Raw genomic sequence first — 25,876 nt, forward strand, 5'->3', positions numbered from 1 at the left:
CGCGCCGCCGCGCGGGAGCCTCGCTGACGCTCGATATCTTTCTGAATGGGCTTCAGCGCCTGTTTTGGACTCAAGTCATATCAGGGTGGTGAGGGCAGTGCAGGCGCCAGGGCAACCCTGGCGCTGGACCGCACTCGGCGCTGCCGTTTCATTGCGCAAACAGTTAGGCAAACAGAGGGTGGCAAGGGCCACCCTCTGTCATTTGTCCCGCCTGCCCGCTATTCGCACCACGATTTCTACATGTCGTCGCCTTCCGCGTTCCTTGCGTGCCGGCTTTTGCCAAGATACGCCTATCGAAACACAACGCCACTACCAAGGAGCCACACCATGAAGACCCAGACCCAAGACCTGATCGTTCGCCTGACTACCGCTGCTTCCGTTGCCATGGTCATGCTGGTCACCCTGCAAGGCATAGGCAATCTGTCGCAGCACCGCATCGAACGCAGCCTGGCCCAGGACGCAGCGCACACCGCTACCGTGCAACTGGCCCGCGCCGCCAACCAGCAGCAGGCCTGATCATGTGCAACCAGGCAGGAGCCGGCAGGTACTCACACCTCGCCCTCCTGCCACCCGCTAGCTACGCCGCCACGGCACGCTAGCCCGCCATAGCAGCAACATCGCCGTCAAGGCTGCGCAAGGCAGCCAGATACCGACGCAAGCTCCCTTCCGCATTCCGCCCAAAGGCATAGCCTGCAGGCAAACCGTGATCAAGCCATGGTCAGACGCGCGACAACGCACACTGGGGCGCCACGCCATGCTGCCAGACGGTCGCCCTGACATCGCATCGCATGATCAAGGCAGACTCAATTCGCCATCCTGCAACCGCACTCACTGCCTAGCCACCTATCGTGCCTTGCGCTAGTGGCAACCCTGCCCGGCCTAACGCGGTTGGATGTGCAAACGCCCTGCCATCCGTCTCCTGCTAGACCATGCCGTGTCATTTATCCGGCCAGCTTGTAGTTCGTCCCCAGATTTCTGCATATCGTCGCCTTCCGCGTTCCTTGCGTGTCGGCTTTTGCCAAGATACGCCTATCGAAACACAACGCCACTACCCAGGAGCCACACCATGAAGACCCAGACCCAAGACCTGATCGTTCGCCTGACTACCGCTGCTTCCGTTGCCATGGTCATGCTGGTCACCCTGCAAGGCATAGGCAATCTGTCGCAGCACCGCATCGAACGCAGCCTGGCCCAGGACGCAGCGAAGACCGCTACCGTGCAACTGGCCCGTGCCACCAACCAACAGCAGGCCTGATCATGTGCAGGCAGGCAGGAGCCGGCAGGTACACACGCCTCGCACTCCTGCCACCCACTAGCTACGCCGCCACGGCACGCTAGCCCGCCAAAGCAGCAACATCGCCGTCAAGGCTGCGCAAGGCAGCCAGATCCAGACGAATTCCGACTGCACCACCTCCCAGCCCCGCGCCGACCAGAACCGCGACCAGCCTATGGGCGATACCTCGATCGGGCGCCAGCCGGCAAACCAGCGCGTATCCGACCAGGGCCAAAGCAAGGCCACGCCCTTGCCGCCGTCGGTCAGGCTATCAAGCAAGCCATGTGACGCCATGGCGAAGAACAGAAACCACCACGCCCACGCACTGCGCCAGCGGGCCACCACCCCACAGGCCAGCCCCGACACGACCAATGCCGTCAGCAGTGCATGGCTGGCGCCACGATGACCCAGCTTGTCGCTGTAGGGGATGCCCAGCTTGAAGGCAATCACATCGGCATCGGGCAAAACAGCGGCCAGCATACCCGCCAGCAGCAGCGCAGGCGGTACCCGGTTACGCCCCAAACCCAGGCCGACGGCCAGTGGCAATAGGGCGTGGCTGAAGATAGTTGGCATGAATTTAATGCTCCCAGAGGTCTGCAGCACTATCTGCGGATAACCTGCGACAGTAATGCAATCCCTTGTTTTCAATCATGGCAGGACAAAGGCGCGGGCTACTTCCCTGCAATTTGTCAGGCCTGCCCGTAGTTCATCCCGCCGTTCCTGCATACCGTCGCCTTTCGGATTTCCTTTGCCTTGGCATTTGCCAAGATACGTCCATCGAAATGCAACGCCACCCAGGAGCCACACCATGAAGAGCCAGACCCAAGACCTGATCGTCCGCCTGAGCGCCGCCGCCGCAGTTGCCGTGGCCATGATGCTGACCCTGCAAGGCTTCAGCGCCGTCTCCCAACATCACTTTGAACGCAGCCTGGCCCAGCATGATCAGCCCGCAGCGGCCCAAACAAAGGCCCAGGCATGAGCCAGCAGAAGGGATGGCGCTAATCACCATCCCTTCGCCATGCCGAGGCTCAGCGCTTCAATGCCTGCCCGGCATCAACACGGCGGCCGTCTCGCATCGGCCAGGCCAGTAGGCTCGTCACCCCAGCTTTTTGCCATCTGCCGACATTGCTGCTGTTGCATCCGTTGCTCCTCCACCTTGCCCGCCACCACCGCATAACCTATGGCCAGGGGGAAGTTGGCCAGCAACAGGCCCAAGGCCACGCCCATCCCCGGCAGGGTGCGCCCGGTTTGCAGGTAGAGCGCATACACCAGGCCCAGGCCGGCGCCGAACAGGGCGATGCCCAGCACCACGTTCAGCCCGCCCAACAAAGGCAGTAGATTGCTGCCCGTCGCCACCCAGCCCAACAGTATCAAGCTGCCAGCCAGCATGGGCAGCAAGCCACACCATTGTGCTGCCTTGACCAAGCGCCGCCGGCTTTGCTCCTGCCGCCGGGTATCCACATAGCTCATGATGATCGCACTCATGCTTCGCTCCCTTGCGTAACCTTCACGTAATCGGCCGAGTTGTCCGAGCCCAGCTCATACCAGTCCAGTTTGCGGGTCAGCACCATGACTACCGTCAGCAGGCCGAAGATCAGCAGCGAACCCAGCAGCAGGGCAAAGTCCTCGGAGCGCAGCAGCAGGTAGAGCATGCCGTACAAGCCGCTCAGCAGCGCCGCGAACCCCAGGCCACGCCAGCGGCTGCCCAGCGCATGGCTGGCATAGAAACCGTTCTGCAACACGCAGGCTGCCGCCGCCAGGGCATAGGCCGGGGCAAACTGCAGTTGCTCGGCAAATGACAGCAGCAAGAGGAAGAACACCGCCAGAGACAGCCCCACCAGACCGTACTGCACCGGATGTATGCTCACCCGCTTGAGTACCTCGGTCAGGAAGAAGGTCGAGAAGGTCAGGAACACGAACAGAAAGCCATACTTGCCGGCCCGGTCGGACTGCAGGTAGACATCCACCGGGTCGATCAGGCGCACACCCAGGCTGCTGCTGTTCATGGCATCGCATTCAGCGCTGATGGCGCACTGGTCAAAGCGCTCGTTCAGGTTGCTGGCAAACCAGCTGGTACGCCAACGGGCGGTAAACCCCTCGTCACCGGTCTTGCGCATCTCGGGCAGAAAGCGGCCGACAAAGCTTGGATGCCGCCATTCCGACTGCAGCGACACCTCGGTATCCCGCCCCAGCGGCAGCACATGCAGGTCATCCATCCCGCCCAGGCTCAGGCGGAAGCTGAAGGGCACACTGGCGGCCATCCCGGTATGGCGCGGCAGGCTGGCATGAATGCCGCCCCCCAAAGCCTTGAGCCGGGTACCCGGTGCAAACTGGGTGGTGCCGCCCGCCCACTGTGCAATCGGGCTGGCCTTGATGCCACGTACGTCCTCTATGCCGACGCTGAGATAGGGCTGGCCCCACTCTATCGGGCCCTCGCCATCCCGCTGCACCAGATCCGGCAGCTTGAACAGGCCGGTCACCGTCAGGTCAGCCATATAGCGGCGGGTCTGGTAGATGCCAAGCTGCAGGGGCTCGGTGCCCAGCTTGCCGGCCACCGCCAGCTTGTCCGGCAACACCCGTATCTCACGCTCGTGCCACACCGTGCGGACGGTGCCGGCTGCGGCATTCACGGTTTCGGTCACCTGCTGCCGGTAGGGCAGCACCCACACCGGTCCGCTCAGCGTCTGGCTGCCTGCCGTACCGTCAGCAATAGACCGCAGCGCATCGGCACGGTAGGCCTGCCGCTCGGCCACCAGGCCCCGCACCATGCTCAGCGGGATCAACAGCAGCAAGGCCAGCACCGCCACGGCCAGCAATTTCCACATCATGGATCTGGACATCTTGTAACTCCCCTTTGAATAACGGGAGCCAGTGTGACCAGCCCATGTGCGCTGACGATGTGCTGTTTGTGAAGTTGTATGAAGTCGCGCCGGCCACTTGGCATAGACCAGCGGATCGGATGGGTAGCGCAGTGTCAGGAGAGGGTTGCCGCCAGAGCAGCGCCTACCCGCACCACATCGAGTGAGCCCATGAAGCCCCTCACCCTGGCAGCAGCAAGGTCGCCACTGCGCCGCCCTGCGGGTGATTGACCAGACTGATGCTGCCGCCATGCAGCGCCGCCACCTCGTGCACCAAAGGCAGGCCCAGCCCGGTGGACTTGGGGGCGCCATCAGGGCGCGGTAGCGAGTAGAAGCGCTCGAACACCCTGGCCTGGGCATAGTCGGGTACGCCCGATCCCTGGTCGCGCACACTCAGCGCCAACTGCCCGCCCTGGCGGCTGGCCGTCAGGGTAATCTGGCTACCCGCAGGCGCAAACGCCATGGCATTGTCCAGCAGGTTGGAGAGGGCCTGCCCCAGCAGGAAGCGTTCTCCCTGTACCTGCAGCCCCGCCGGCACATGCCGTACGATGGTTTGCTGCCGCGCCGCCAGGGCAATCGCCTTGCTGGCGCATACTTCCTCGCATAGATCAGCCACTTCGACAGGCTCGACCGCATCCAGCGTTTGCCGGCTCTCCAGCCTGGCCAGTGCCAGCAAACGGTCGATGATCTCGGTCATGCGCTCGGTCTGCTGGCGGATATTGCCGAGGAAACGCGCCTGGTCGTCGGCCGGCATGCTGGGCTCGATCAGCTCGGCCGCCCCCCGTATACCGGCCAGCGGACTCTTCAATTCGTGGGTCAGGCTGTGCACATAGTGCTCCACATATTGCTTGCCCTCCAACCTGGCGCGCATACCCTCCAGCGCCCGTCCCAGCACCCTCACCTCACGCCCCGACAGCTCGGGCAGGCTGACCCGCTCACCGCGCGCGACAGCATGGGCATAGTCCTCCAGCCGGGTCAGCGAGCGGGTAATCCACCACGACAGCAGCAGGCCCAGCAGCATGCCCGCCACCAGCACGAACACACCCGCTTTGGTCAACCCTGCCAGCGCCTGGTCAAAGAAAGGCTGCACACTGCCGGACTGCTTGGCCACCGTGACCACGCCTATGCGCTGGCCCTGGTGCATGACAGGGGCCGCCACATACATCACCGAGGTGGCCGGGTCGTCCGGGTCGCCCCGGCTGGTGCGGGCACCATAGCGGCCGCGCAGGGTCAGGTAGACATCGTTCCAGCGCGAGTAATCCTGCCCCACGGCCAACTGGTCGGAGTCGTACAGCACCCTACCCTGGGCATCGGTCAGATAGATGCGGTGATTGGGGCGGTCCTTGCGCACCCCCCAGATCTCGGCATTGAGCCGCCGTTCGCTGAAACTGGCCACATTGCGGGCGAAAGTACCCTGGCCGGCAGTACCGGCCACCAGGTCGGCCCGGGCAAACTCGGCCAGCAGGTTGGCCGTGTCCACCAGGGTGTCTTCCATGGATTGGCGCAAAGCCGGCTGCAGCCGCTCGCGCGCGGTATCGAGCAGGAACCAGGCGACCAGCCCTATCATGACGAAGTAGCCGAGAAAGATGCGTATGCCTATGCGCATGGGGCTAGGCCGTCCAGCTCAAGCTATAGCCCAGGCCACGGTGGGTACGGATGGGATCGCAGGCAGGGTCGGCCTCGCGCAGCTTGGCGCGCAGGCTCTTGATATGGGCGTCGACGGTGCGCTCGAAGCTGGCGGCCGGGTCTTGCCAGACAGCATCCATCAGCTGGCTGCGGCTGAACACCCGCTCGGGCTGGGCCATCAACTGGGCCAGCAGGCGGTATTCATAGCGTGTCAGCTCCAGTGGCTGGCCATGCAGGCAGATGCGGGCACGGCCCACATCATGCTGCAGGCCACCGCTGGCTGGTGCTGTCGCCACCGGCGCACCACGCCGCAAAATGGCCTTGATGCGGGCAACCAGTTCACGCGGGCTGAAGGGCTTGACCACATAATCATCGGCACCCAGCTCCAGACCTACCACCCGGTCTATCTCATCGCCACGTGCCGTCAGAAAGATCACCGGGGTAGCATGGCGCTGGCGGAGCTCGCGACAAAGATCAAAGCCGCTGCCATCCGGCAGGCCCACGTCCAGCACCACCAGCGCCGCACCGTCGGCATCCAGCGCCGCCAGTCCATCACGGCCCAAGCCATGCCAGCTCACCTGATAACCCTCACGCTGCAAGGCATAAACAATGGTGTCGGCAATGGCCGCTTCGTCTTCTATCAGCAGGATACGTTTGCTCATGGTGCCGATTGTAGCGGCTACGTTGCGACCCAGTGCGGTTCAGCCTCGCTTAAAGGTGATAATAGGGCAGCTACACTGCCTGGCTAAAGATGGTGCAGCGCGAGTTGGTCAAACCTCTGGCTACCATGGCCTGATACAGTTCACCGAGAGCACTCATTACCTGTATGGACGAAACTATCGACCTGTGGAACGTTGAGGGCAACGTCCATTTGACACTGCGTGTGGCCGGCTATCAGTTTCCAGACTCCCCCGATGAGGACTGGCTTCTGATTGATCTCACAGTCCATCATGATGACCAATGTTTCGGGCGTATCGATCCTGCAATAGAAGTGAATGAACTACTTGATCTGCGCAACTGGTTCCATGATCTGCAACATCGGCGATTGCCAAAGTACGCAACCGTCGATTTCACTGAGCCGTGCTTCACTTTCCACTTTCTGCGATCGGACCCAGCACACGTTCGTATCGGGGTGGAACTCGATGCCGAGCTGAAACCGCCGTTCCCCTTGCATCAGTTTGGATTTGAAGCACAAACCTGGCAGATCATTTTCAACCTGAGTAACGAGCAGCTATGTACCATCGTTGCAGTACTAGACCAGTCCCTATCGCAATACCCTGCACGCGGCGCGGGATAAGGTAATCGCGCAATAGCCGCAGCCACCTAGTATCGCTTTCAGCTCGGTATAGGCTGCTGCGATGCAAAAGCGGTGGCAGGGCCATCTGGAGACGGACGCCTCGGCGAAGCAAAAATCGCGGAACAAGGGAAGGTTATCTTCGGCTGCCACTAATCAAGCCCCAAGATCACGGCATCGATCGTGCGTGCGGCGGTGCTGCCTGCCACCCACAGCGCCGTACTTGGTGCCATCCGCGGCAGCATACCGCCACGCCGTGCCTAGCAGGAGGCATGTCCCCCGGGGCGGGCGTCCGCTCACTAGCGGCAAGTTGCGGCCTGACACTTAAGTCTATACTTTGAATGCTATTCCGCCACGGAGTGCTGCATGCGCCTGACCTCTGTCCCGCTGAGCCTCATCGCCGCCCTTGCCCTGCCGGTGTCGGCCCGCATCCTGCATGACAGGCTGGGCGACCACGCCGCCGTTCCGGCCGGACAGCAGTGCCAATTCGGCAGCAGCCCCGGCCTACACTCGGGCGACGTCATTCAGCAATCGCATGCCGGCCGCCACACTACCGAGCTGGCGCAGTTGGCGCTCCTAGAGCTGGCCCTGATGGAGGCGAAACCATAATGCATGCAAGCTTACCCCGCCTGCTGGTGGCGCTGTCCAGCCTCTGCGCTCTGGCCATACCGGTAGAGGTCCAGGTACTGGATGCCGCAGGCAAACCGCTGGATGAAGTGGTGGCCTATGCGGCGCCCCTCTCGGCCAAAGCCCCCAAGGGCAAGCTTGCGCATATCATCGACCAGGTGGACAAGGAATTCGTGCCACTGGTAAATGTGGTGCAGGTCGGTACGGCGATCAGCTTCCCCAACAAGGACAATATCCGCCACAACATCTATTCCTTCTCGCCCCCCAAGCCCTTCGATCTCAAGCTCTATTCGGGCACGCCCTCCTCGCCTGTGGTGTTCGATAAACCAGGCCAGGTGGTGCTGGGCTGCAATATCCACGACTGGATGGTGAGCTATCTGCTGATCGTCGATACCCCCTGGTTCGATAAGACCGACGCCCGTGGCATGGCCAGGCTGGGCGATCTACCAGCCGGTGAGTATGAGCTTAAGGTCTGGCATCCCTACCAGACCAGCGCCGCACCGGCACAGAAGATCAAGCTGGGCACCGGAGCGGCAAGCGCCTTTGCATTCAGGCTCAAGCTGACGCCACCGCCCGCCTCTGGTAAACAAAACTACTGAACCCACTACCCGCCGTGCGCATACGTAGCCTGACTTCCCGCATTGTTGTTTTTTTTACCAGCCTGCTGGCCCTGGTACTGGTCGCCACCTTCGTATTGGTCAGCGTGGCCAACCTGCGTATTTCGCGCCAGAACGCCGCCCACGAGCTAGTTACTGGCGAGCGCATCTTCCGCCGCCTGCTCGAGCAACAGGGCCAGCAGCTGACGCAGGCGGTCAGCGCCCTGGCCACCGACTACGGTTTCCGCCAGGCGATAGGTACCGGCGATACCGATACCATCGCCTCTGCCCTGGCCAACCATGGTGGCCGCATCAAGGCCGACCTGGTCATGCTGTCCCGGCTCGACAACACCATACAAGCCGATACCGTCAAACCCGAGCGGGTGGGCAAGGCCTATCCCTTTGTGGACTTGCTGGAAAAGGCTGGCGAGCGTGGCGGGGCCAGCGGCATAGAGCGCATAGATGGCAAGCTCTACCAGTTGGTGGTGGTGCCGATCAAGGCTCCCATTGTCATTGGTTGGGTCACCATGGGCTTCGAGATCAACGACGAGATCGCAGCCGACCTGAAAGCCCTGGCAGGCCTGCAGGTGTCTTTCCTGGGCCGCAATCAGGGCGGCTGGAACCTGCTGGCCTCCACCCTGCCGCCGGCCCAGCGCATTGCCCTCAACGGCACCCTCAGCGACCGGCAGATGGCCGGCCGCCTGGCGCTGGAAGAGGAAGACTACGAAATCCGCCTGGCCAAGCTGGCCGATACGCCGGAAGGCCCCATCCACGCCCTGCTGGCCCGCTCCCTGAAGGAAGCCATGGCCCCGTTCTATGCCTTGCAGGGTACCCTGGTGGTGTTGGCGCTGGTTGCCATTGTGGTCTTCCTGCTTGCCGGAATACGCATCGCCAGCCGCATCACCGGCCCCTTGCGCGATCTGGCAGGGGTGGCGGAGCGGATACAGCAGGGCGATTACCAGCAGAAACCGGCCACCCAGGACACCCGTGAAATTGCGCAACTGGCCGGCAGCCTGGCCCATATGCAGACCGCCATCGCCGAGCGCGAAGCCGAGATCACCAAGCTGGCCTTCCAGGACCCGCTGACCGGCCTGCCCAACCGCGTGCGCTTCAACCAGCTGCTGGACGAAGCCATCGCCCGCGCCCGCGAGCACGACGACAGCCTGACGGTACTGCTGATCAATCTGGACCGCTTCCAGCAAATCAACGACACCCTGGGCCATCCTACCGGCGACCGGGTACTGGCCTTGGTCGGCGAGCGCCTGCGCGAGGCGGTCCGCTTTGAAGATCAGGTGGCGCGGCTGTCGGGTGATGAGTACGCCGTACTGCTGCCCGGTGTGCAGGTTGGGCAGTCGCTACCCACGCTGGAGCGCATACACCGCACCTTTGACCGGCGATTCGAGCTGGGTGGCCGCACCCTGGACGTGCGGGCCGGCATGGGCGCAGCGGGCTTCCCCGAGCATGGGCAGAACGCCACAGACCTGCTGCGCTGTGCCGACATGGCCATGTACCGCGCCAAGCGCAGCGGCGAACCACAGATGCTGTACGACCCAGGCATGCAGAGTTTCCGCGAAGAGCACCTGTCCTTGCTGGGCGACCTGCAGCAGGCGGTGGAACGCAACGAGCTGACCCTCTACTACCAACCCAAGGTCAGCCTGGCCGATGGCCGCGCGGATGAGGCCGAGGCGCTGGTACGCTGGATACACCCTGATAAGGGCTTTATCCCGCCAGGCGAGTTCATCCCCTTTGCCGAACAAACCGGCTATATCCGGGAGGTCACCCGCTGGGTACTGGCCCATGCCATCGCCCAGGCCGGCCAATGGGTGGCAGCTGACCACCCCATCAAGATATCGGTCAACCTGTCCACCCGCGATCTGCTGGACCCCGGCCTGCCCGACCAGGTAGCTGCCCTGCTGGCGCAGCATGCCATGCCGGCGCAGTATCTATGCCTGGAGATCACCGAAAGCGGCCTGATGGAAGACCCGGGCCGCGCCCTCGATGTGCTGAACAGGCTGCGCGCTCTGGGCTTGTCGCTGGCCATAGACGACTACGGTACAGGCTATTCCTCACTGGCCTATATCCGTCGACTGCCGGTGACCGAGCTCAAGATAGACCGGGCATTTGTGATCGAGTTGGCGCACAACGATGGCGACGCCCAGATCGTGCAGTCCACCATAGACCTGGGCCACAGGCTGGGGCTCAAGGTGGTGGCAGAAGGCGTGGAGGACCAGCCCACAGTGGACATTCTGGCCCGCATGGGCTGTGATCGCATACAGGGTTATGTGTTCGGCAAGCCCATGCCGGCAGATGCCTTTGTGCGATGGCAGCAGGAACATGCCGCCAGCCTGGCCTGACGAGGGATTCCCCTTGTTGCAAGCGCACAAAACAAGCCCCATAAAGCCCGTGGATCACGGGCTTTTTTTGTTACTCTTGGCCCCGTCCCTACCCCGCCCTCGTTGCCCCGGAGCGCTTACCCCATGCCCGATATCGGCTCCCCCGAATTCGTCTTCTGGTTTCGCCAGGCGGCCCCCTATATCCACGCCTTCCGCAACCGCACCTTTGTGGTGGCCTTTGGCGGCGACCTGGTACGCGACGGTGATTTTGTCAGCCTGGCGCATGATCTCAACACCCTGGTCAGCCTGGGGGTCAACCTGGTATTGGTGCATGGCGCCCGCCCCCAGATCAATGCCCGGCTGCAGGAAGGCGGCCTGCCCTGCCGCTTCGAGCAGGGCATACGCATCACCGAGCGTGAATCCATTTCAGCCGTCCTGCAGGCCATAGGCCAGGTACGTTTCGAGATCGAGGCCGGGCTATCCATGGGCCTGGCCAACTCGCCCATGGCCAATGCCGATATCCGGGTGGCCGGTGGCAACTTTGTCACCGCCCAGCCCATGGGCGTGCGCGAGGGCGAAGACATGCAATACAGCGGCGAGGTACGCAAGCTCGACGTCGCCGCCATGCGTGACCGGCTGGAGTTCGGTGAGACCATCTTGCTGTCGCCGGTCGGCTACTCCCCCACCGGCGAGGCGTTCAACCTGACGCTGGAGGACGTGGCCACCACGGCAGCCGTGGCGCTGCAGGCCGACAAGCTGATCTTCCTGCTGGACCAGCCAGGCGTGGTCGACGAAAACGGCCACCTGCACAACGAGTTGACCGCCGCCGAGGCCGAACGCTTTGTGCGCGAGGAGATACGCGTTACCGACGATATCGACTTCTACCTGCCCTGCTGCATACGTGCCGTGCGCCACGGCGTAGCGCGCGCCCACCTGATCTCGCGTCACCTGGACGGCGGGCTGCTGACCGAGCTGTTCACCCACGAGGGCATAGGCACCATGATCTCGCGCGAGCCGCTGGAGACCCTGCGGCGCGCCACCATCGACGACGTTGGCGGCATTCTGGCGCTGATCGAACCACTGGAGGAGCAAGGGGTGCTGGTCAAGCGCAGCCGGGAATTGCTGGAGCGCGAAATCGAGCGCTTTGCCGTACTCGAGCATGACCGCAAGATCATCGGCTCGGTGGCACTCTATACGTTCGAGGACAGCGATATCGCCGAACTGGCCGGCCTTGCGGTCCATCCCGACTACCGTGACGGCGGACGCGGTGAACAACTGATGAAGCACGTGGAACGCGAAGCCCGCCGGCTCAAGCTCAAGCAGTTGTTCGTGCTGACCACCCGTACCGCCCACTGGTTCGTGGAACGTGGCTTCAAGCTGGCCGATGTGGAAGTACTGCCCATGAAGAAAAAGGCCATGTACAACTGGCAGCGCCGCTCCAAGGTGTTTATCAAGGCACTGTGAGCGCATCTGCCAGCAAGCCAAGCCCTTGCACGGAGATGACGGCTTGAGCAGGCGCCAGGGCAACCCTGGCGCTGGCCGTCACCCCAGCCTGATCCATGGGCCTTCCCCCTGATTGCCACCTCCCGCCCTCGCTGGTTCGGGAGTGAAGCCGGCAGCCGTATTTCAGCGCATCACAGCTGTCGAGTCCGGTGTCAGGCTGAACAAGTACTGGTCGGATACTGTCTGATTTTCCCCGCACCCGGCGCAAGGCAAGCCAGGCAAGGGATTGCCCTCTCCCCACCGCGATGGCCGCAGTACCGGCCTGCTTGATAGGTCTCCGTGGCGGCCGAGCATCTGCTAGGCTTGTTCTAATCGGCATTGCTGCGCAGGAGGCCCCTGGCCCGGCCTCCCTTGCGCCGCGCACAAGCCCAGGGAGACAATCCATGTACAGGTGGCTTTGCCTATGCGCCATCATCGCCAACACCTTTTTTGCCCATGCCGCGGGTAAGGAAGTCAGCATAGGGCTGGAGCCCTACTTCACCCCACGCCTGTTGATTTCCAGCTTCCAGCCGCTACGCGATGCCCTGCAGACCAGCCTGGGCCAGCCGGTGGTGCTGCTGACCGCGCCCGACTATCGCCAATTCGTCCGCCGCATGGAGGCTCAAGAGTTCGATATTGTCGTCATCGGCCCCCATACCGCCCGCTATGCTGAACAATTGGCAACCTACGTGCCCGCGCTGATAGGACGCAGCAAGCTGATAGGCCTGGTAGTGGTGCAGCGCGAGGCCAATCTCCGGCAGGTCAGTGAGCTGGGCGAGGTTACCGTGGCCATGCCTGATCCCCTCACCGCCACGGCCATGCTGGGCGAGGAATGGTTGCGCAAGCAGAACCTCAAACCCGCCCTGCGCTATTACGATTTCCACAATGCTGCGGCCATGGCCGTGATACGAAACGATGCCCAGGCCGCCATCGTCAACAAGACCGCCTTTGCCAACATGCCTGCCGATATCCGCAACAAGCTGCGTGTGTTGGCTGAAACCCGTACGCTGCCGCACATGGTGGTCTTGATTAATACCCGGCTGGACGCCGCCACACGTAAACGCTATGCAGATACCCTGGCCAACATCGTCAATTCACGCGAACACGGCGAAAGCTTCGCCGGCAAGATCGGTTTCGCCGGTGCCGATCCCCTTAAGGACGGGGAACTGAATCAGGTAGAGCCCTTTGTGGTCGAACTCAAGCGCCGATTGAAAGCCGAGTAAGCATGCAGGTTCCGTTCTTCCGTACCCTCCGGGCCAGACTGGTGCTGGCCATCCTGCTGGTACAGTTCGCCGTGCTCGGTGTCCTGCTTACCAACGTCAATCGCGTCTGGTCCGATATGGTACTCAGGGCTACCGATGTACGGGTACAGGAACTAGCTCGCCTGCTTAATGCCGCACTTGCGCCCCCCATGGCCTCGCTCGACTACGCCCCGGCAGCGGAGCTGCTGGACGGGGTGCGTACCCCTGAGGGCATTGATTATCTGGTGTTGTTCGACCGCCAGGGCAAGGTCGTCGCCAAGCGGGGCTGGGATGCCGAGCCGGGTAGCGGCACGCCACTGCCGCCACCGGACGACCTCAAGCAGCTGAATGATGGCCGCGATATCCCACCCATCGTGCATGCCAGCACCCCCATAGAATTGGCTGGCCAGCAATATGGCCTGCTTCGATTCGGTATCTCGACCGAGCTGCTGCGCGAATCGGTCGATCGCATTGTCTGGCAGATCGCCTCGGTGGTGGTGGTGGGCGCCATCGTTTCTGCCCTGCTGTTGGCCTTGATCGGCTTTTGGCTTACCCGCCGGCTCTACCACCTGATCGATGCGGCAGAGCGGCAGACGGCAGCAGGCATGCCCGAGCGCATACTGGTGGAAGGGGATGACGAGGTCAGCCAGTTGGCTCAGCGCTTCAACCAGATGTCGACCGGCATACAAGAGCGGCTGGATGCGCTCAAGCAAAGCGAGGAGAAGTTCCTCGCCATTGCTGACTACACCTATGGGGTGGAGCTCTGGCTGGACCCGGAAGGCAAGCTGGTATGGGTCAATGCCTCGGTCACCCGCCTGACGGGCTATACCGTGCGCGAATGCATGGACATGCTGAACTTCCCGGTGCCACTGGCCGCACTGGAGGAGCGTGGCAAGCTGGGCACCGCAGTGCAACAGGCCTTGCAAGGCACTGCCGGCCAGGATTTCGAATTCCGTGCCATGCGCCGCGACGGCAAAACCTTCTGGGCGGCCATGAGCTGGCAACCCATCTACGATGCCCAGGCCAACTACCGGGGCATACGGGCCTCCATCAACGACAACAGCCAGTTCAAGGAAGACCGGCTGGCACTCAAGCGGGCTGTTTATGAGTTGCAACAGTCCCAATCGCTGAACCAGACCTATCTGTCGCGCGCCGAAGGCGAGCGCGCTCGCCTGACAGCACTGTTGTCGGCCATGCGTTTTGGCGTGCTGTTCGTCGACAACGACAACCTGGTGGTGTTCCACAACCCCGCCTTCAAGACGCTATGGCTGATAGACGACAGCACCCCCATCATCGACAAGCCCATAGGCCAGGTGCTGCAGACGGCGCTCAACCGTCCAGCCAACTATGATTTTGGCACCCACCTGGAGGCCAGCGAGGCCATGGCGGCCATGGATGTCTACCCCGGCGACCTGACCATGAACGACGGCCGTATCGTCACCCAGCACTGCTATACCGTACGGGACGAGACGGGCATCTTCACCGGCCGGCTCTGGGTGTACGAGGATGTCACGCAGGAGCACTTCCTGAACGAGCGCATGGTGTTCCTGGCGGAACGCGATGCCCTGACCGGCCTCTATAACCGCCATGCCTTTCAAGAACAACTGACCCGCATGCTGGCCGAGGCGGAACGTAGCCAGGATGCCCTGGCCGTGCTGTATTTCGACCTGGACGAGTTCAAGTACGTCAACGATACCTTTGGACACGGTGCCGGGGACGAACTGCTCAAGCGGGTGGCGCAGGAAATATCAGGCCAGGTGCGGCGCAATGAGTTCTTTGCGCGCCTTGGCGGGGACGAATTCGCCATCCTGGTGCCCAATGGCAGCGAAGTGGAGGTCAGCCATCTGGCCGGCCGCATCGTGCAAACGGTGTCGGGCATACAGCTGAATGTGGACAACCAGCCCCTGCGGCTTTCATCCAGCCTGGGCGTGGCCATGTATCCGCAACATGCCGAGAATGCCGAAGACCTGGTGGCCCACGCCGATACTGCCATGTACCAGGCCAAGTCTGCCGGCAAGGCAACCTGGCGCATGTATCAGGCCGAGCGTGATGCCAGCCGCGAGATGGTGAACCGCCTGACCTGGAACGAACGCATCCAGCAGGCACTGGAGCACGATGGCCTGGTACTGTACTTCCAGGGCATCTACGAAGCCAGAACGCTGGAAGTGGCCCACCTGGAGGCGCTGGTCCGCATGAAGGACAGCAACAACCCCGGCCAGATCATTCCACCTGGCCATTTCATTCCCCACGCCGAGAAGAGCGGCAAGATACTCGATATAGACCGCTGGGTCATAGGCGAGAGCATACGGTTGCTGGCCCGCAATCCCCATATGCCGCCGGTGGCGGTCAATATCTCCGGACGCAGCTTCGACGAAACCAGCCTACCCAGCTATATCAACGACTTGCTGCAGGAACATGAGGTCAGGCCTGAGCGCTTGATGGTGGAACTGACCGAAACGGCTGCCGTCAGCGATATGCGCGATGCGCAGCGCTTTATCGAGGCTTTGCGCGCCACCGGCTGTACCGTCTGCCTGGATGACTTTGGTGCGGGCTTCTCCTCCTTCGCCTATCTCAAGCACCTCAAGGCCCATGTGCTGAAGATAGACGGCCTGTTCATCCGCGATCTGCCACGCGATCACGACAGCCAGGTTTTCGTCAAAGGCATGGCCGCCATCGCCCGCGACATGGGCAAACAGACCGTGGCCGAGTTCGTCGAGAACGAGGAAACCCTCAAGATGCTGGTGGAGTTTGGCGTGGACATGGTGCAAGGCTATTACCTCGACAAACCCACGCCAGACCATCCGGCTTTGCAAAATAGCGACTACCGGCTGATGGCCCATCGCTAGCCATCTGGCACACGATATAAAACCGGGCCGCGCTGCCCTGGGGCAAAATTCCCCCATGCCCGCCATGCCATCTACCCTGCGCCTGATCGCCCCCTTTGCCCTGGGCTATTTCTTTTCCTATGGACTGCGCACGGTCAACGCCGCCATCGCCCCTAAGCTGATCGCCGAACTGGGCATCAGCGAAGCTGCGCTGGGCTTGATGACCGCTGCCTACTTTCTCAGTTTCGCGGCCGCCCAGCTCCCCATCGGCATCGCCATCGACCGTTACGGCCCACGCCGGGTCAATGCCCTGCTGCTGTTGGTCGCCGTGGCCGGCTGCGGCCTGTTTGCCGTGGGGCGTGCCGAATCCACCCTGCTCCTGGCCCGCGCCCTGATCGGTCTGGGTGTATCGGGCGCCTTGATGACAGCGATCAAATCCAACGCCCAATGGTTCGATCTGCACCATCTGCCTGCCATGAATGCCTGGGTCCATGTGTGGGGCTTGCTGGGTGCGGTGGCCTCCACCGTGCCCATCGCCTGGCTGGTCGGGGTGGCCGGCATACCCGGCGCCTTTATGGCCGCAGCCGCCGTGGGGCTGGCGGCCAGCCTGCTGCTGTGGGGGTGCTACCCCGACAAGCCTCAGGCCGGCCCAGCCGAAACCCTGAGCCAGAATCTGGCGGGAACCTGGAGGGTGTTCCGTGCGCGCGAATTCTGGAGCCTGGCCACTGTGGCCTCCATCGCACTGGGCTCCCACATGGCCATGCAGGGCCTGTGGGTAGGGCAATGGCTACGCCATGTGCGCCTGTTGAACGAGGCGGACGTAACCCAGGCATTGTTCTGGATGATGGTGGCAGGAGCGGTAGGCGCGCTGGGCTGGGGGCAGGTAGCAACCCGGCTGGCACGCCATGGCGTTGCGCCGCTGAGCGTCTATGGCGCGGCCTGTGGCCTGCATGTGCTGACCCTGCTGCTGCTGGCCGCCAACCCGGCCCTGCCAGCGGCCTGGCTGACTGCTGCCTACGCCCTCACTGGCATGGGTGGCAGCCTCTGCTATGCCGTATTGACGGCACGCTTTCCCATTGCGCTGGCTGGCCGCGCCAACACCTCGGTCAATCTGCTGATCTTTGTGGTGGCATTTGGCGTGCAGGCCGGCGCCGGCTTTGCCCTGCACAGTCTGGAACATCGCTGGAATCTGGACACAAGCGCGGCCTACGCCACCCTGTTGGGCGGCCTGGCACTGCTGATCACAGCAAGCCTGCTATGGGCCTTGCTGGATAAACGCCACCAGCCCAGCCCAGCGTAGCCGCGCCGGCCAGGTACGCCGCAATCAGTCAGGATGCCGGCTGCTGTGCCACCGGCTGGCGTATGGTGGGATAGTGCACCCAATGAACCTGGCCACCACCAATACGGGCACCACGATTCACCGCATCCACATACTTGGCATCCACCACATACTCATAGTCGGTGTGGGTCGCACAGCCCGTCAGCAGGGCGGCCATGGCCGCAACAATCAGCAAGCGCATGATGTTCTCCCGGATACCGCAAGTGGCATCCAACTCCCAGACTAGGCGCTTGTCCGGCAGGCTATCAAGACACCCGACAAGCGGCGCGGGCGGCCTCCAGCCGCTCTACCGTACCCACATCCAGCCATTGCCCGGTATAGCACTCCCCGGTGATGCGGCCCTCGGCCATGCCTGCCAGAAACCAGGGCAGCAAGGGGCCGGGCTGCCCCCTGGGTACTTCGGCGAAGAATGCCGGGGTATACAGCGCCATGCCGCCGAACGTCAGCGGCTGCAGGCCATCTGCATGGGGTAGCAGCTTGCCATCAGACTGCAGCGCCAGATCAAAGCCCGTCTTGTAATCGGGCTTGGGCACCAGCACCAGGTGGGCACACGCCCCGCCTGTCTCTGCCAGCTGCTGCGCCAGCGGCTGCAACTGGGCAAACGGATAATCGGTATAGACATCGCCATTGACCACCAGGAAGGGTGCATCGCCTAGCAAGGGCAATGCCTGGGAGATACCGCCGGCGGTTTCCAAGGGGATGGGCTCTGGCGAGTACTGGATGTTTACCCCCCAATTGCTGCCGTCACCCAGGGTGGTTTCTATCTGCCGGCCCAGCCAGGCATGGTTGATCACCACCTCGCGGATGCCAGCGGCGGCAAGGCGGCGCAAATGCCAGCCTATCAAGGGCAGGCCGCCCACTTCCAGCAAGGGCTTGGGCGTGGTGTCGGTCAATGGCCGCATGCGCTCGCCCCTGCCTGCGGCCAAGATCATCGCCCGCATCTCAGCGTCCCTCGAAATAGCGGGCGGCAATCGCCAGCGCTGCAGCAACCGCCTGGGCATCCACATCCAGGTGGGTTACCCAGCGCTGGGCCGTACCCACGCTGCTGACCAGCAGGCCCTGCTCGGCCAGATGGGTACTGAAGCCTTGGGCCATACCTGGTTCCAGATGTACGAACACCATATTGGTCTGGGCCTCCACCGTCAGACCCGGCAGCTTGCGCAAGCCGTCCGCCAGCAGGGCCGCGTTGGCATGGTCATCGGCCAGCCGGGCCAGATTGTGTTCCAGCGCATACAGCCCGGCAGCGGCCAGCATGCCGGACTGGCGCATGCCGCCGCCCAGCATCTTGCGCCAACGCCGGCCCGACTGGATGAAATCGCGCTTGCCCAGCAGCACCGAACCCACCGGTGCCCCCAAACCCTTGGACAGACAGACCGAGACCGAATCGAAACCATTGGCGATCTCGGCCGGCGCAACATGGCTGGCCACGGCGGCGTTCCACAAGCGGGCGCCATCCAGATGGGTAGCCAGACCCAGTCCGTGGGCCCAGTCTGTCACCATGCGGACATAGCTGGCCGGCAATACTTTGCCGCCTATGGTGTTTTCCAGCGCCAGCAGGCGGGTACGGGCAAAGTGGGCATCATCGGGCTTCACGGCCCGCTTCAGCTTCTCCAGCGGCAGTGTTCCATCGGCCAGGTTCTCTATCGGCTGCGGCTGTATGCTGCCCAGCACGGCGGCACCCCCACCCTCGTACTTGTAGGTATGGGCGTCCTGGCCCACCAAGTATTCATCGCCACGCTGACAATGCACCATGAGGCCTATCAGGTTGGACTGGGTGCCGCTGGGCACGAACAGCCCCGCCTCAAAGCCCAGCAGCTCCGCGCAATAGGCCTCCAGCCGCTGCACTGTGGGGTCATCGCCCCAAACATCATCACCTACCGGCGCCGCCACCATCGCTGCACGCATGGCATCAGACGGCCGGGTCACCGTATCGGACCGGAAATCGTACAGCACGGGGCCGCTTGCAGCCTGGGGGTAGCTCATGGCAAATCCTATCAATGGCTTGTTGCTAAATCATGCCGCCCTCATCACCCGGGCAGCGCCTTGTTCAACTTTGCTCGCAGCATACTACGCAGAATGGACAGGGACAGAACCGCGACCTGCAGGTTCAAGCCGGCACCAGGGCCAACCGTGCCAATGGGCTCAGCGCCTGTGATGAGCGGGTAGCGTTGCACCGCAGCCGCGCTTCAACAATGATGGCAAGCGCCCGGGAGGGGTGGACTGGAACAGGCGCGGAGGATGCGCTGGCGCCCACCCAGCCCGCCATCAACCATCCATGCCACAAGCGCATGGCCTGCTATCAAAAGGTGTAACCCACTCCCGGCACAAAATCAGTCAGCCGGTTGAGCAGCTTGTACAGCGGATGCAGCTCGGTATAGCGGGCGCAGGTTTCACGCAGATAGGCCACTGCCACCGGCATGTCGTCTATATAACGCTGCTTGCCGTCGCGGTGAGCCAACCGGGCAAAGGTGCCCAGCGTCCGTATCTGGCGAAACACGCCCATGATCTCGAACTGGGTATAGAAATCATCAAACGCTGCCGGCACCGGCAAACCGGCCTGGCGTGCCGCCTCCCAATAGCGCACAGCCAGATCCAGCCGGAAATCCTCGGGCCACTGTACGTACATATCCTTCAGCAGCGAAGCCAGGTCATAGCAGATGGGGCCGACGCGGGCATCCTGGAAATCTATCACCCCTACCCGCTCATCCAGCCCGGCCTGGCGGCTACCGGTGACGATCAGGTTACGGCAATGAAAATCGAAATGGATGGCGACCTTGCCCTGCATCTGGGCGCGTGCCACCAGCAGCGATCGACTGCGCTCCCAGATGGCCAGATCCTCGCCTGTCAGCGGCTTGCCCAGATGGCGGTCGGCATACCATTCGGCAAAGCGGTTGAGGTCCTCCACCATGATCTCGGCACTGTAGCTGGGCAGGCTGTCGACCGGCACATCGCGCTGCAGGGCAATCAGGCTGGCGATCACCCAGCGATACAGCACCTCGGCACCGGCTTCATCGGTGGTGGCCAGGGCCATCTGCAGGTCTACCTCGCCCAAGTCATCCAGCAGCAGAAAGCCTTGCTGCAGATCCTGCGCCAGCACCCGTGGCACCCGCAGCGCGGGTTGCAGCAGGGCCGCTACCTGCACAAAGGGTGTCAGGTCGTTGCGGTCCGGCGGGGCGTCCATCACCATGCGGCTGCTGCCGTCAGCCAGCAAAACCCGGAAATAACGCCGGCTGCTGGCATCGCCTATCGGGTCCGACAGGCTATGGTCACCGGGCAGTTGAGTATGTAGCCACTGACGCAGCGTATTGATTCGATCCATGGGGCGAGTTTGTGCGAAGCGGGAAAGTATGCGATTTTAGCGCACTTCCTATCAGGCTCCCTCCCTGCGTCACATGCCGCGTTTCTCTCCGCTCCCCCTCGCCCTGGCCCTCTGTACGGCCCTTGCAGCCCATGCCGAAGAAGTCGCCGGCCCTACCGTGCTGCAGGCCGACAAGATAGAAGGTACTGGCAATACCGAAGCGTGCGCCAGCGGCAATGTGGCGCTGGATCGGGATGGCCGCCGCATCGAGGCGCAATGGCTCAAGCTGTTCGAGACCACCCGCGAGATCCGTGCCGGCGACCAGACCCGGCTCAGCCAGCAGGGTGATCTGCTGGAAGGTGGCGAGCTGTACCTGAAGGAAGACACCCGTACCGGCGAGCTCGATGCCCCCCGTTACCGGCTGGGACAAAGGCAGGGGCGTGGCGACGCCGTCAAGCTGCTGTTCGAGGGCAAGGATAAATACCGCCTCAACAAGGCCCGCTTCACCACCTGCCAGGTCGGCCAGGACGACTGGTTCATCCGCGCCCGCGAACTGGAGCTGGATTACACCCGCAATGTCGGTGTGGCCCGCAACAGCACCATCGAATTCAAGGGCGTACCGCTGCTGTACTCCCCCTATCTGGATTTCAGCCTGGATGGCTCGCGCAAGTCCGGTTTCCTGTCGTCGTCCATCGGCTCCAGCGGTTCAGGCGGCTTCGAGCTGATTGTGCCTTACTACTGGAACATCGCGCCCAATATGGACGCCACCATCGCCCCGCGGCTGATCAGCAAGCGCGGGCTGATGTTCAACAATGAGTTTCGCTATCTGGGCAAGGACATGGCCGGCCAGTTGACGGTCGAGACCATACTGAAGGACAGGGTGTACGGCAGTAGCCGTAGTGCCTTCCGCCTGCAGCACGAGCAAGGGCTGGCGCCCGGCCTGCGCACGGGCCTCAACCTGCAGAAAACCACCGACGATCGCTATTTCGCTGACTTTGGCGACCGTATCGCCGTGGCATCGCAGACCTTTCTGCCGCGTGAAGGCTATCTGAGCTACAGCCATGGCAACTTTGGCGCAGTACTGCGCATGCAGCGCTACCAGACGCTGCAGGATCCTACCAACCCGGTGGCCGTGCCCTATGCCCGCCTGCCGCAGCTGACCGTCAACTATCAGCCCGTCCTGCCGGCGCCGTTCCGGCTGGATCTGAATGGCGAAGCTGTCTCCTTCCATCACCCCACCCAGTTGACCGGTGAGCGGGTGGTGGCCTACCCCAGCCTGAGCATGCCCATGGAGCAGGCCTGGGGCTTCGTCACGCCCAAGGTCGGCCTGCATCTGAGCCATTACAAGCTGGACGATGGCCGCAGCCTCAGCCGCAACCTGCCCATCTTCAGCGTGGATTCCGGCCTGTATTTCGACCGCGAAGGCCAGTTCTTCGGCAAGGACATGGTGCAGTCGCTGGAGCCACGGGCCTACTATGTGCGCATACCGCACCGTGATCAGTCGGCCTTCCCCAATTTCGACTCGGGCGTGGCCGACTTCAATTTCGCCCAGATGTTCAGCGAGAACCAATACACCGGCAGCGACCGCATCAACGATGCCAATCAGCTGACCCTGGCACTGACCTCGCGGCTGTTCGAAGCCGACAGCGGCATAGAACGTGCCCGCGTGGCCGTGGGCCAGCGCTTCTATTTCGACCGCCAGCGGGTCACGCTGAACGAAGCGGCACGCAGCCAGGACACCAGCGCCTCCGATCTGATCGCCACCGCCGGCGGCCAGCCCTTTGATCACTGGTGGATGGATGGCGCCGTGCAGACCGACGGCAACGGCCATCAGACCCGCAAGGCCGCGCTCAACCTGCGCTACCAGCCCGAGGCCGGCAAACTGCTCAACCTGCGCTACCGGCTCGATCGCCTGACTGATATCAAGCAGATAGACCTGTCGGCCCAATGGCCGGTCAGCGCCCGCTGGCACGTGGTGGCACGGCAGAACTGGTCCATCCGCGACAAGCGTTCTTTGGAGCGCTTGCTCGGCCTCGAATACAATGGCGGCTGTTGGGTATTCCGCATGGTGTCGCAACGCTTCGTCACCTCGGGCAACCAGACCAGCAGCCCCTTCTTCCTACAGCTGGAACTGAACGATGTAGGTCGACTCGGCTCCAATCCGCTGCAAACGCTCAAAGAGAGCATTCCCGGCTACACCAAGTTGAACTGACCATGACCGCTACCTTGTCCCGCCTTGCCGCCGCCCTGCTTGCCTCCAGCCTGCTGGCCACGGCCCATGCCGCCGACCCTTTGACGCTGGATCGCATCGTGGCGGTGGTGAACAAAACCGTCATCACCGAGTACGAGCTCAATACCCGGGTACGCAGCGTGACTGCCAACCTGCAGCGCCAGAAGATCGCCCTCCCCGCCGAGGACGTGCTACGGCGCCAGGTGCTGGACAGGCTGGTCAACGAGAAAGTGCTGTCTGATTACGCCGCTGATACCGGCATACGGGTGGATGAGCGCCAGCTCGACCAGACCATGGAACGGATAGCCGGCCAGAACCAGCTCAACCTGTCCCAGTTCAAGGCCGCCCTGGAAAAGGAAGGCACCAGCTACCCCGCCTTCCGCGAGCAGATACGCCAGGACATGCAGATACAGCGTCTGCGCGAGCGTGAGGTGGATAACCGCATCTACGTCACCGATGCCGAGATAGATCAATATCTGGCGGCCAACCCTGATCAGGCCAAGGCCGAGCTGGAATACCGGCTGTCGCACATTCTGGTCGCCATTCCCGAAGGCTCTGGCCAGGACGTGGTCACTACCAAGGGCCAGCGTGCCGCCGAAGCCGCCCGCCAACTGGCAGGCGGCAAGCCGTTTGCCGAAGTGGCGGCGGCCTTCTCCGATGCGGGCGATGCCCTCAGCGGTGGCGAGCTGGGCTGGCGCTCTGCCGGCCGCCTGCCGCCGCTGTTCCTGGAAGCGCTGAACAAGCTGGAAGCCGGGGGCGTAACCCAGGTGCTGCGTAGCCCGGCCGGTTTTCACCTGGTCAAGCTGCAGGAAAAACGCCAGCGCGACGGCAAGGAAATCATCAAGCAGACCCATACCCGCCATATCCTGGTCAAGGTCAACGAATTGACCTCGGATACCGACGCCAAGAACCGCATTCAGGAACTGCGCGAGCGCATCGTCAACGGCGCCGCCTTCGAGGAACAGGCCAAGCTGCATTCCGAGGATGGCTCGGCCCAGAAGGGTGGCGACCTGGACTGGATCTCGCCCGGCGATACCGTGCCCGAGTTCGAGCAGGCCATGAATGCACTGCAGCCTGGCGAACTGTCGCAGGCGGTGCGCTCGCCATTCGGCTGGCACCTGATACAGGTGATAGAACGCCGCGACCAGGATGTGACGCAGGACAAACGCCGCACCCGCGTGCGGATGGAACTGCGCGAGCGCAAGTCGGACGAGCAGTATGAAGACTGGGCACGCCAGCAGCGCGACCAGGCCTTTGTGGAAATCCGCCTGGACGACAAGTAAGCATGACAGCGGTACCGCTACTAGGCAGCTGCCTCTGTAGCGGTGTCCGTTACCAGATAGACGGGCCACTGTCGCCCATCGATCTCTGCCACTGCAGCATGTGCCGCAAGGCCCACGGCACGGCCTACTCCAGCAATGCCGTGGCGGCAGCCGCTGATTTCCGCTGGCTGGCGGGCATCGCCCTGCTGACCGAGTATGCGTCCTCGCCCCACCGACGCAAGTACTTCTGCCGGCAGTGCGGCTCGCAGCTGCAGATACGCCGCACCGACAGGCCCGAGATCGTGGTGGTCTGCATGGGCAGCCTGGACAGCCCGACCGATAGCCGACCTGCGCACCATGTGTTCTGCGACGCCCGCGCAGACTGGGACGAGCCAGGCACCGACCTGCCGCGCTATCGCATCTACCCTGGGCACGAGCCCGAGGACACCCCCGCATGAGCACGCCACGCATCGCCATCACCGTCGGAGAGCCGGCCGGCATAGGCCCGGAACTGTGTACCGCACTCCAGCCTGGCCAGCACGCCGCCAGGCTGATACTGCTGGGTGACAAGCCACTATTGCAGGCGCGTGCGCGCCAGACCGGCAGTGCCGTGCAGCTGGTGGACTACGCGCCGGAGACCCAGCCCGCGCCAGGCAGCCTGGAAGTCCTGCATATTCCCCTGGCGGCCCCCTGTGTTGCAGGCCAGCTTGACCAGGCCAATGCCCCGCAGGTGCTGGCCCTGCTGGACCGGGCGGTGGCGGGCTGCCAGTCAGGCGAATTTGCCGCCATGGTGACCGCCCCCCTGCACAAGGGCATCATCCGTGATGCCGGCTATGGCCGCTTTACCGGCCATACCGAATACTTGGCCGAACTGACCGACACCCCTCAGGTGGTGATGCTGCTGGCAGGCCGTTGCGATGCCGTCAAACCCGGCTATGCCTTGCGCGTGGCCCTGGCGACTACCCACCTGCCGCTGCGCGAAGTGGCCGATGCCATTACCCCGGCCAGCCTGACCCAGACCCTGCGCATCCTGCATGCCGATCTACAGCACAAATTCGGCCTGGCCCAGCCCACCATACTGGTGGCCGGCCTCAACCCGCACGCTGGCGAGGGCGGCCACCTGGGCCGCGAGGAACTCGACATCCTCATTCCCGTATTGGAAAGCCTGCGTCGCGAAGGCATGCGCCTGGTCGGCCCGCTGCCGGCCGACACCCTGTTCAATCCACCTGTGCTGGCGCAGGGCGATGCCGTACTGGTCATGTACCACGACCAAGGCTTGCCCGTACTCAAGCATGCCACCTTCGGCCAGGGCATCAATCTCACCCTGGGCCTGCCGCTGATACGAACCTCGGTCGACCACGGCACCGCGCTGGACCTGGCAGGCACCGGCCGCGCCGATGGCGGCTCGCTGCTCGCCGCCGTAGACCTGGCCATCACACTGGCCGCCAACCAGGCCCAAAGGGCCGGCTAGCCCGCGCCACCCTGCCGCAAGGAGTTTGTTCGCGGCATGGCGCGCCTAGGTTTGCACGCCTAACCAGAAGGGATTTGTTAGCGGCGCTTAGCCACTGAGGGCTGACGGCCCTACAATACAG

Annotated in this window: 24 protein-coding genes; 15 read left to right on the forward strand and 9 right to left on the reverse strand. The window is 63.1% G+C overall.

What is annotated here, in order from left to right; translation table 11 throughout:
* Window positions 1-327: 327 nt before the first annotated feature.
* Together QQK16_RS04525 and QQK16_RS04530 are read left to right on the forward strand one after the other, a co-directional pair.
* Complete coding sequence (locus tag QQK16_RS04525) at window positions 328-516, forward strand: hypothetical protein (protein WP_284195234.1); 189 nt, start codon at window positions 328-330, stop codon at window positions 514-516.
* Window positions 517-1,066: 550 nt separating this feature from the next.
* Complete coding sequence (locus QQK16_RS04530) at window positions 1,067-1,255, forward strand: hypothetical protein (RefSeq protein WP_284195235.1); 189 nt, start codon at window positions 1,067-1,069, stop codon at window positions 1,253-1,255.
* 57 nt (window positions 1,256-1,312) lie between these two features.
* Here QQK16_RS04530 and QQK16_RS04535 read toward each other — a convergent pair whose 3' ends face one another.
* The gene (locus tag QQK16_RS04535; RefSeq protein WP_284195236.1) at window positions 1,313-1,846 is read right to left on the reverse strand and encodes a metal-dependent hydrolase; all 534 of its coding nucleotides are present in this window, start codon (window positions 1,844-1,846) and stop codon (window positions 1,313-1,315) included.
* A gap of 235 nt (window positions 1,847-2,081) precedes the next feature.
* Here QQK16_RS04535 and QQK16_RS04540 point away from each other — a divergent pair, with 235 nt between their 5' ends.
* A complete protein-coding gene (locus QQK16_RS04540; protein WP_284195237.1) occupies window positions 2,082-2,252 on the forward strand; it encodes a hypothetical protein in 171 nt (56 codons plus the stop codon).
* Between the two features lie 74 nt (window positions 2,253-2,326).
* On the opposite strand, the gene QQK16_RS04545 is transcribed toward QQK16_RS04540, so the two are convergent.
* From QQK16_RS04545 to creB, 4 genes are all read right to left on the reverse strand, one after another.
* Window positions 2,327-2,758: a hypothetical protein gene (locus QQK16_RS04545; protein WP_284195238.1), complete on the reverse strand. Its 432-nt coding sequence runs from the start codon at window positions 2,756-2,758 to the stop codon at window positions 2,327-2,329.
* Window positions 2,755-4,113 (reverse strand): cell envelope integrity protein CreD, encoded by a 1,359-nt coding sequence (gene creD, locus QQK16_RS04550; protein ID WP_284195239.1) that lies wholly within the window; start codon window positions 4,111-4,113, stop codon window positions 2,755-2,757. The genes QQK16_RS04545 and creD overlap by 4 nt, the downstream gene beginning before the upstream one ends.
* A gap of 199 nt (window positions 4,114-4,312) precedes the next feature.
* On the reverse strand, window positions 4,313-5,737 hold the full coding sequence (gene creC / locus QQK16_RS04555) for a two-component system sensor histidine kinase CreC (RefSeq protein WP_284195240.1): 1,425 nt from the start codon (window positions 5,735-5,737) through the stop codon (window positions 4,313-4,315).
* Between the two features lie 4 nt (window positions 5,738-5,741).
* The gene (gene creB, locus QQK16_RS04560) at window positions 5,742-6,419 is read right to left on the reverse strand and encodes a two-component system response regulator CreB (RefSeq protein ID WP_284195241.1); all 678 of its coding nucleotides are present in this window, start codon (window positions 6,417-6,419) and stop codon (window positions 5,742-5,744) included.
* A gap of 164 nt (window positions 6,420-6,583) precedes the next feature.
* Here creB and QQK16_RS04565 point away from each other — a divergent pair, with 164 nt between their 5' ends.
* The 8 genes from QQK16_RS04565 to QQK16_RS04600 all read left to right on the forward strand — a co-directional run bounded on the left by QQK16_RS04565 (window position 6,584) and on the right by QQK16_RS04600 (window position 17,455).
* The gene (locus QQK16_RS04565; protein WP_284195242.1) at window positions 6,584-7,054 is read left to right on the forward strand and encodes a WapI family immunity protein; all 471 of its coding nucleotides are present in this window, start codon (window positions 6,584-6,586) and stop codon (window positions 7,052-7,054) included.
* Between the two features lie 363 nt (window positions 7,055-7,417).
* Window positions 7,418-7,660 (forward strand): hypothetical protein, encoded by a 243-nt coding sequence (locus QQK16_RS04570; protein WP_284195243.1) that lies wholly within the window; start codon window positions 7,418-7,420, stop codon window positions 7,658-7,660.
* Window positions 7,660-8,277 (forward strand): methylamine utilization protein, encoded by a 618-nt coding sequence (locus tag QQK16_RS04575; protein ID WP_284195244.1) that lies wholly within the window; start codon window positions 7,660-7,662, stop codon window positions 8,275-8,277. Before QQK16_RS04570 ends, QQK16_RS04575 begins: the two co-directional genes overlap by 1 nt.
* 14 nt (window positions 8,278-8,291) lie before the next feature.
* On the forward strand, window positions 8,292-10,628 hold the full coding sequence (locus QQK16_RS04580) for a bifunctional diguanylate cyclase/phosphodiesterase (protein WP_284195245.1): 2,337 nt from the start codon (window positions 8,292-8,294) through the stop codon (window positions 10,626-10,628).
* A gap of 123 nt (window positions 10,629-10,751) precedes the next feature.
* Entirely contained in the window at window positions 10,752-12,071 is a 1,320-nt protein-coding gene (argA, locus tag QQK16_RS04585) for an amino-acid N-acetyltransferase (RefSeq protein WP_284195246.1), read from the forward strand.
* Between the two features lie 422 nt (window positions 12,072-12,493).
* The gene (locus QQK16_RS04590) at window positions 12,494-13,312 is read left to right on the forward strand and encodes a phosphate/phosphite/phosphonate ABC transporter substrate-binding protein (protein ID WP_284195247.1); all 819 of its coding nucleotides are present in this window, start codon (window positions 12,494-12,496) and stop codon (window positions 13,310-13,312) included.
* Between the two features lie 2 nt (window positions 13,313-13,314).
* Window positions 13,315-16,176 (forward strand): bifunctional diguanylate cyclase/phosphodiesterase, encoded by a 2,862-nt coding sequence (locus QQK16_RS04595; RefSeq protein WP_284195248.1) that lies wholly within the window; start codon window positions 13,315-13,317, stop codon window positions 16,174-16,176.
* Window positions 16,177-16,231: 55 nt separating this feature from the next.
* Window positions 16,232-17,455, forward strand: coding sequence for an MFS transporter (locus QQK16_RS04600; protein ID WP_284195249.1), 1,224 nt, complete (start codon window positions 16,232-16,234; stop codon window positions 17,453-17,455).
* Between the two features lie 28 nt (window positions 17,456-17,483).
* On the opposite strand, the gene QQK16_RS04605 is transcribed toward QQK16_RS04600, so the two are convergent.
* From QQK16_RS04605 to QQK16_RS04620, 4 genes are all read right to left on the reverse strand, one after another.
* Window positions 17,484-17,675, reverse strand: coding sequence for a hypothetical protein (locus tag QQK16_RS04605; RefSeq protein WP_284195250.1), 192 nt, complete (start codon window positions 17,673-17,675; stop codon window positions 17,484-17,486).
* A gap of 64 nt (window positions 17,676-17,739) precedes the next feature.
* Complete coding sequence (gene murU / locus QQK16_RS04610; protein ID WP_284195251.1) at window positions 17,740-18,435, reverse strand: N-acetylmuramate alpha-1-phosphate uridylyltransferase MurU; 696 nt, start codon at window positions 18,433-18,435, stop codon at window positions 17,740-17,742.
* A gap of 1 nt (window position 18,436) precedes the next feature.
* Complete coding sequence (gene ltaE, locus QQK16_RS04615; RefSeq protein ID WP_308446982.1) at window positions 18,437-19,477, reverse strand: low-specificity L-threonine aldolase; 1,041 nt, start codon at window positions 19,475-19,477, stop codon at window positions 18,437-18,439.
* Between the two features lie 316 nt (window positions 19,478-19,793).
* Window positions 19,794-20,813: an aminoglycoside phosphotransferase family protein gene (locus QQK16_RS04620; RefSeq protein ID WP_284195252.1), complete on the reverse strand. Its 1,020-nt coding sequence runs from the start codon at window positions 20,811-20,813 to the stop codon at window positions 19,794-19,796.
* Between the two features lie 73 nt (window positions 20,814-20,886).
* On the opposite strand from QQK16_RS04620, the gene QQK16_RS04625 reads away from it, so the two are divergent.
* The 4 genes from QQK16_RS04625 to pdxA are packed head-to-tail and all read left to right on the forward strand — an operon-like array spanning window position 20,887 to window position 25,755.
* Window positions 20,887-23,004 carry an LPS-assembly protein LptD gene (locus tag QQK16_RS04625; RefSeq protein ID WP_284195253.1) on the forward strand — a complete coding sequence of 706 codons (2,118 nt, stop codon included), beginning with the start codon at window positions 20,887-20,889 and terminating at the stop codon, window positions 23,002-23,004.
* A gap of 2 nt (window positions 23,005-23,006) precedes the next feature.
* Window positions 23,007-24,305 carry a peptidylprolyl isomerase gene (locus QQK16_RS04630; RefSeq protein WP_284195254.1) on the forward strand — a complete coding sequence of 433 codons (1,299 nt, stop codon included), beginning with the start codon at window positions 23,007-23,009 and terminating at the stop codon, window positions 24,303-24,305.
* A gap of 2 nt (window positions 24,306-24,307) precedes the next feature.
* A complete protein-coding gene (locus QQK16_RS04635) occupies window positions 24,308-24,742 on the forward strand; it encodes a GFA family protein (RefSeq protein ID WP_284195255.1) in 435 nt (144 codons plus the stop codon).
* Window positions 24,739-25,755 carry a 4-hydroxythreonine-4-phosphate dehydrogenase PdxA gene (gene pdxA, locus QQK16_RS04640; RefSeq protein ID WP_284195256.1) on the forward strand — a complete coding sequence of 339 codons (1,017 nt, stop codon included), beginning with the start codon at window positions 24,739-24,741 and terminating at the stop codon, window positions 25,753-25,755. The genes QQK16_RS04635 and pdxA overlap by 4 nt, the downstream gene beginning before the upstream one ends.
* Window positions 25,756-25,876: the final 121 nt, after the last annotated feature.

The organism is Chitinimonas prasina (genome assembly GCF_030160395.1).
GTDB classification, from domain to species: Bacteria; Pseudomonadota; Gammaproteobacteria; order Burkholderiales; family Chitinimonadaceae; genus Chitinimonas; species Chitinimonas prasina.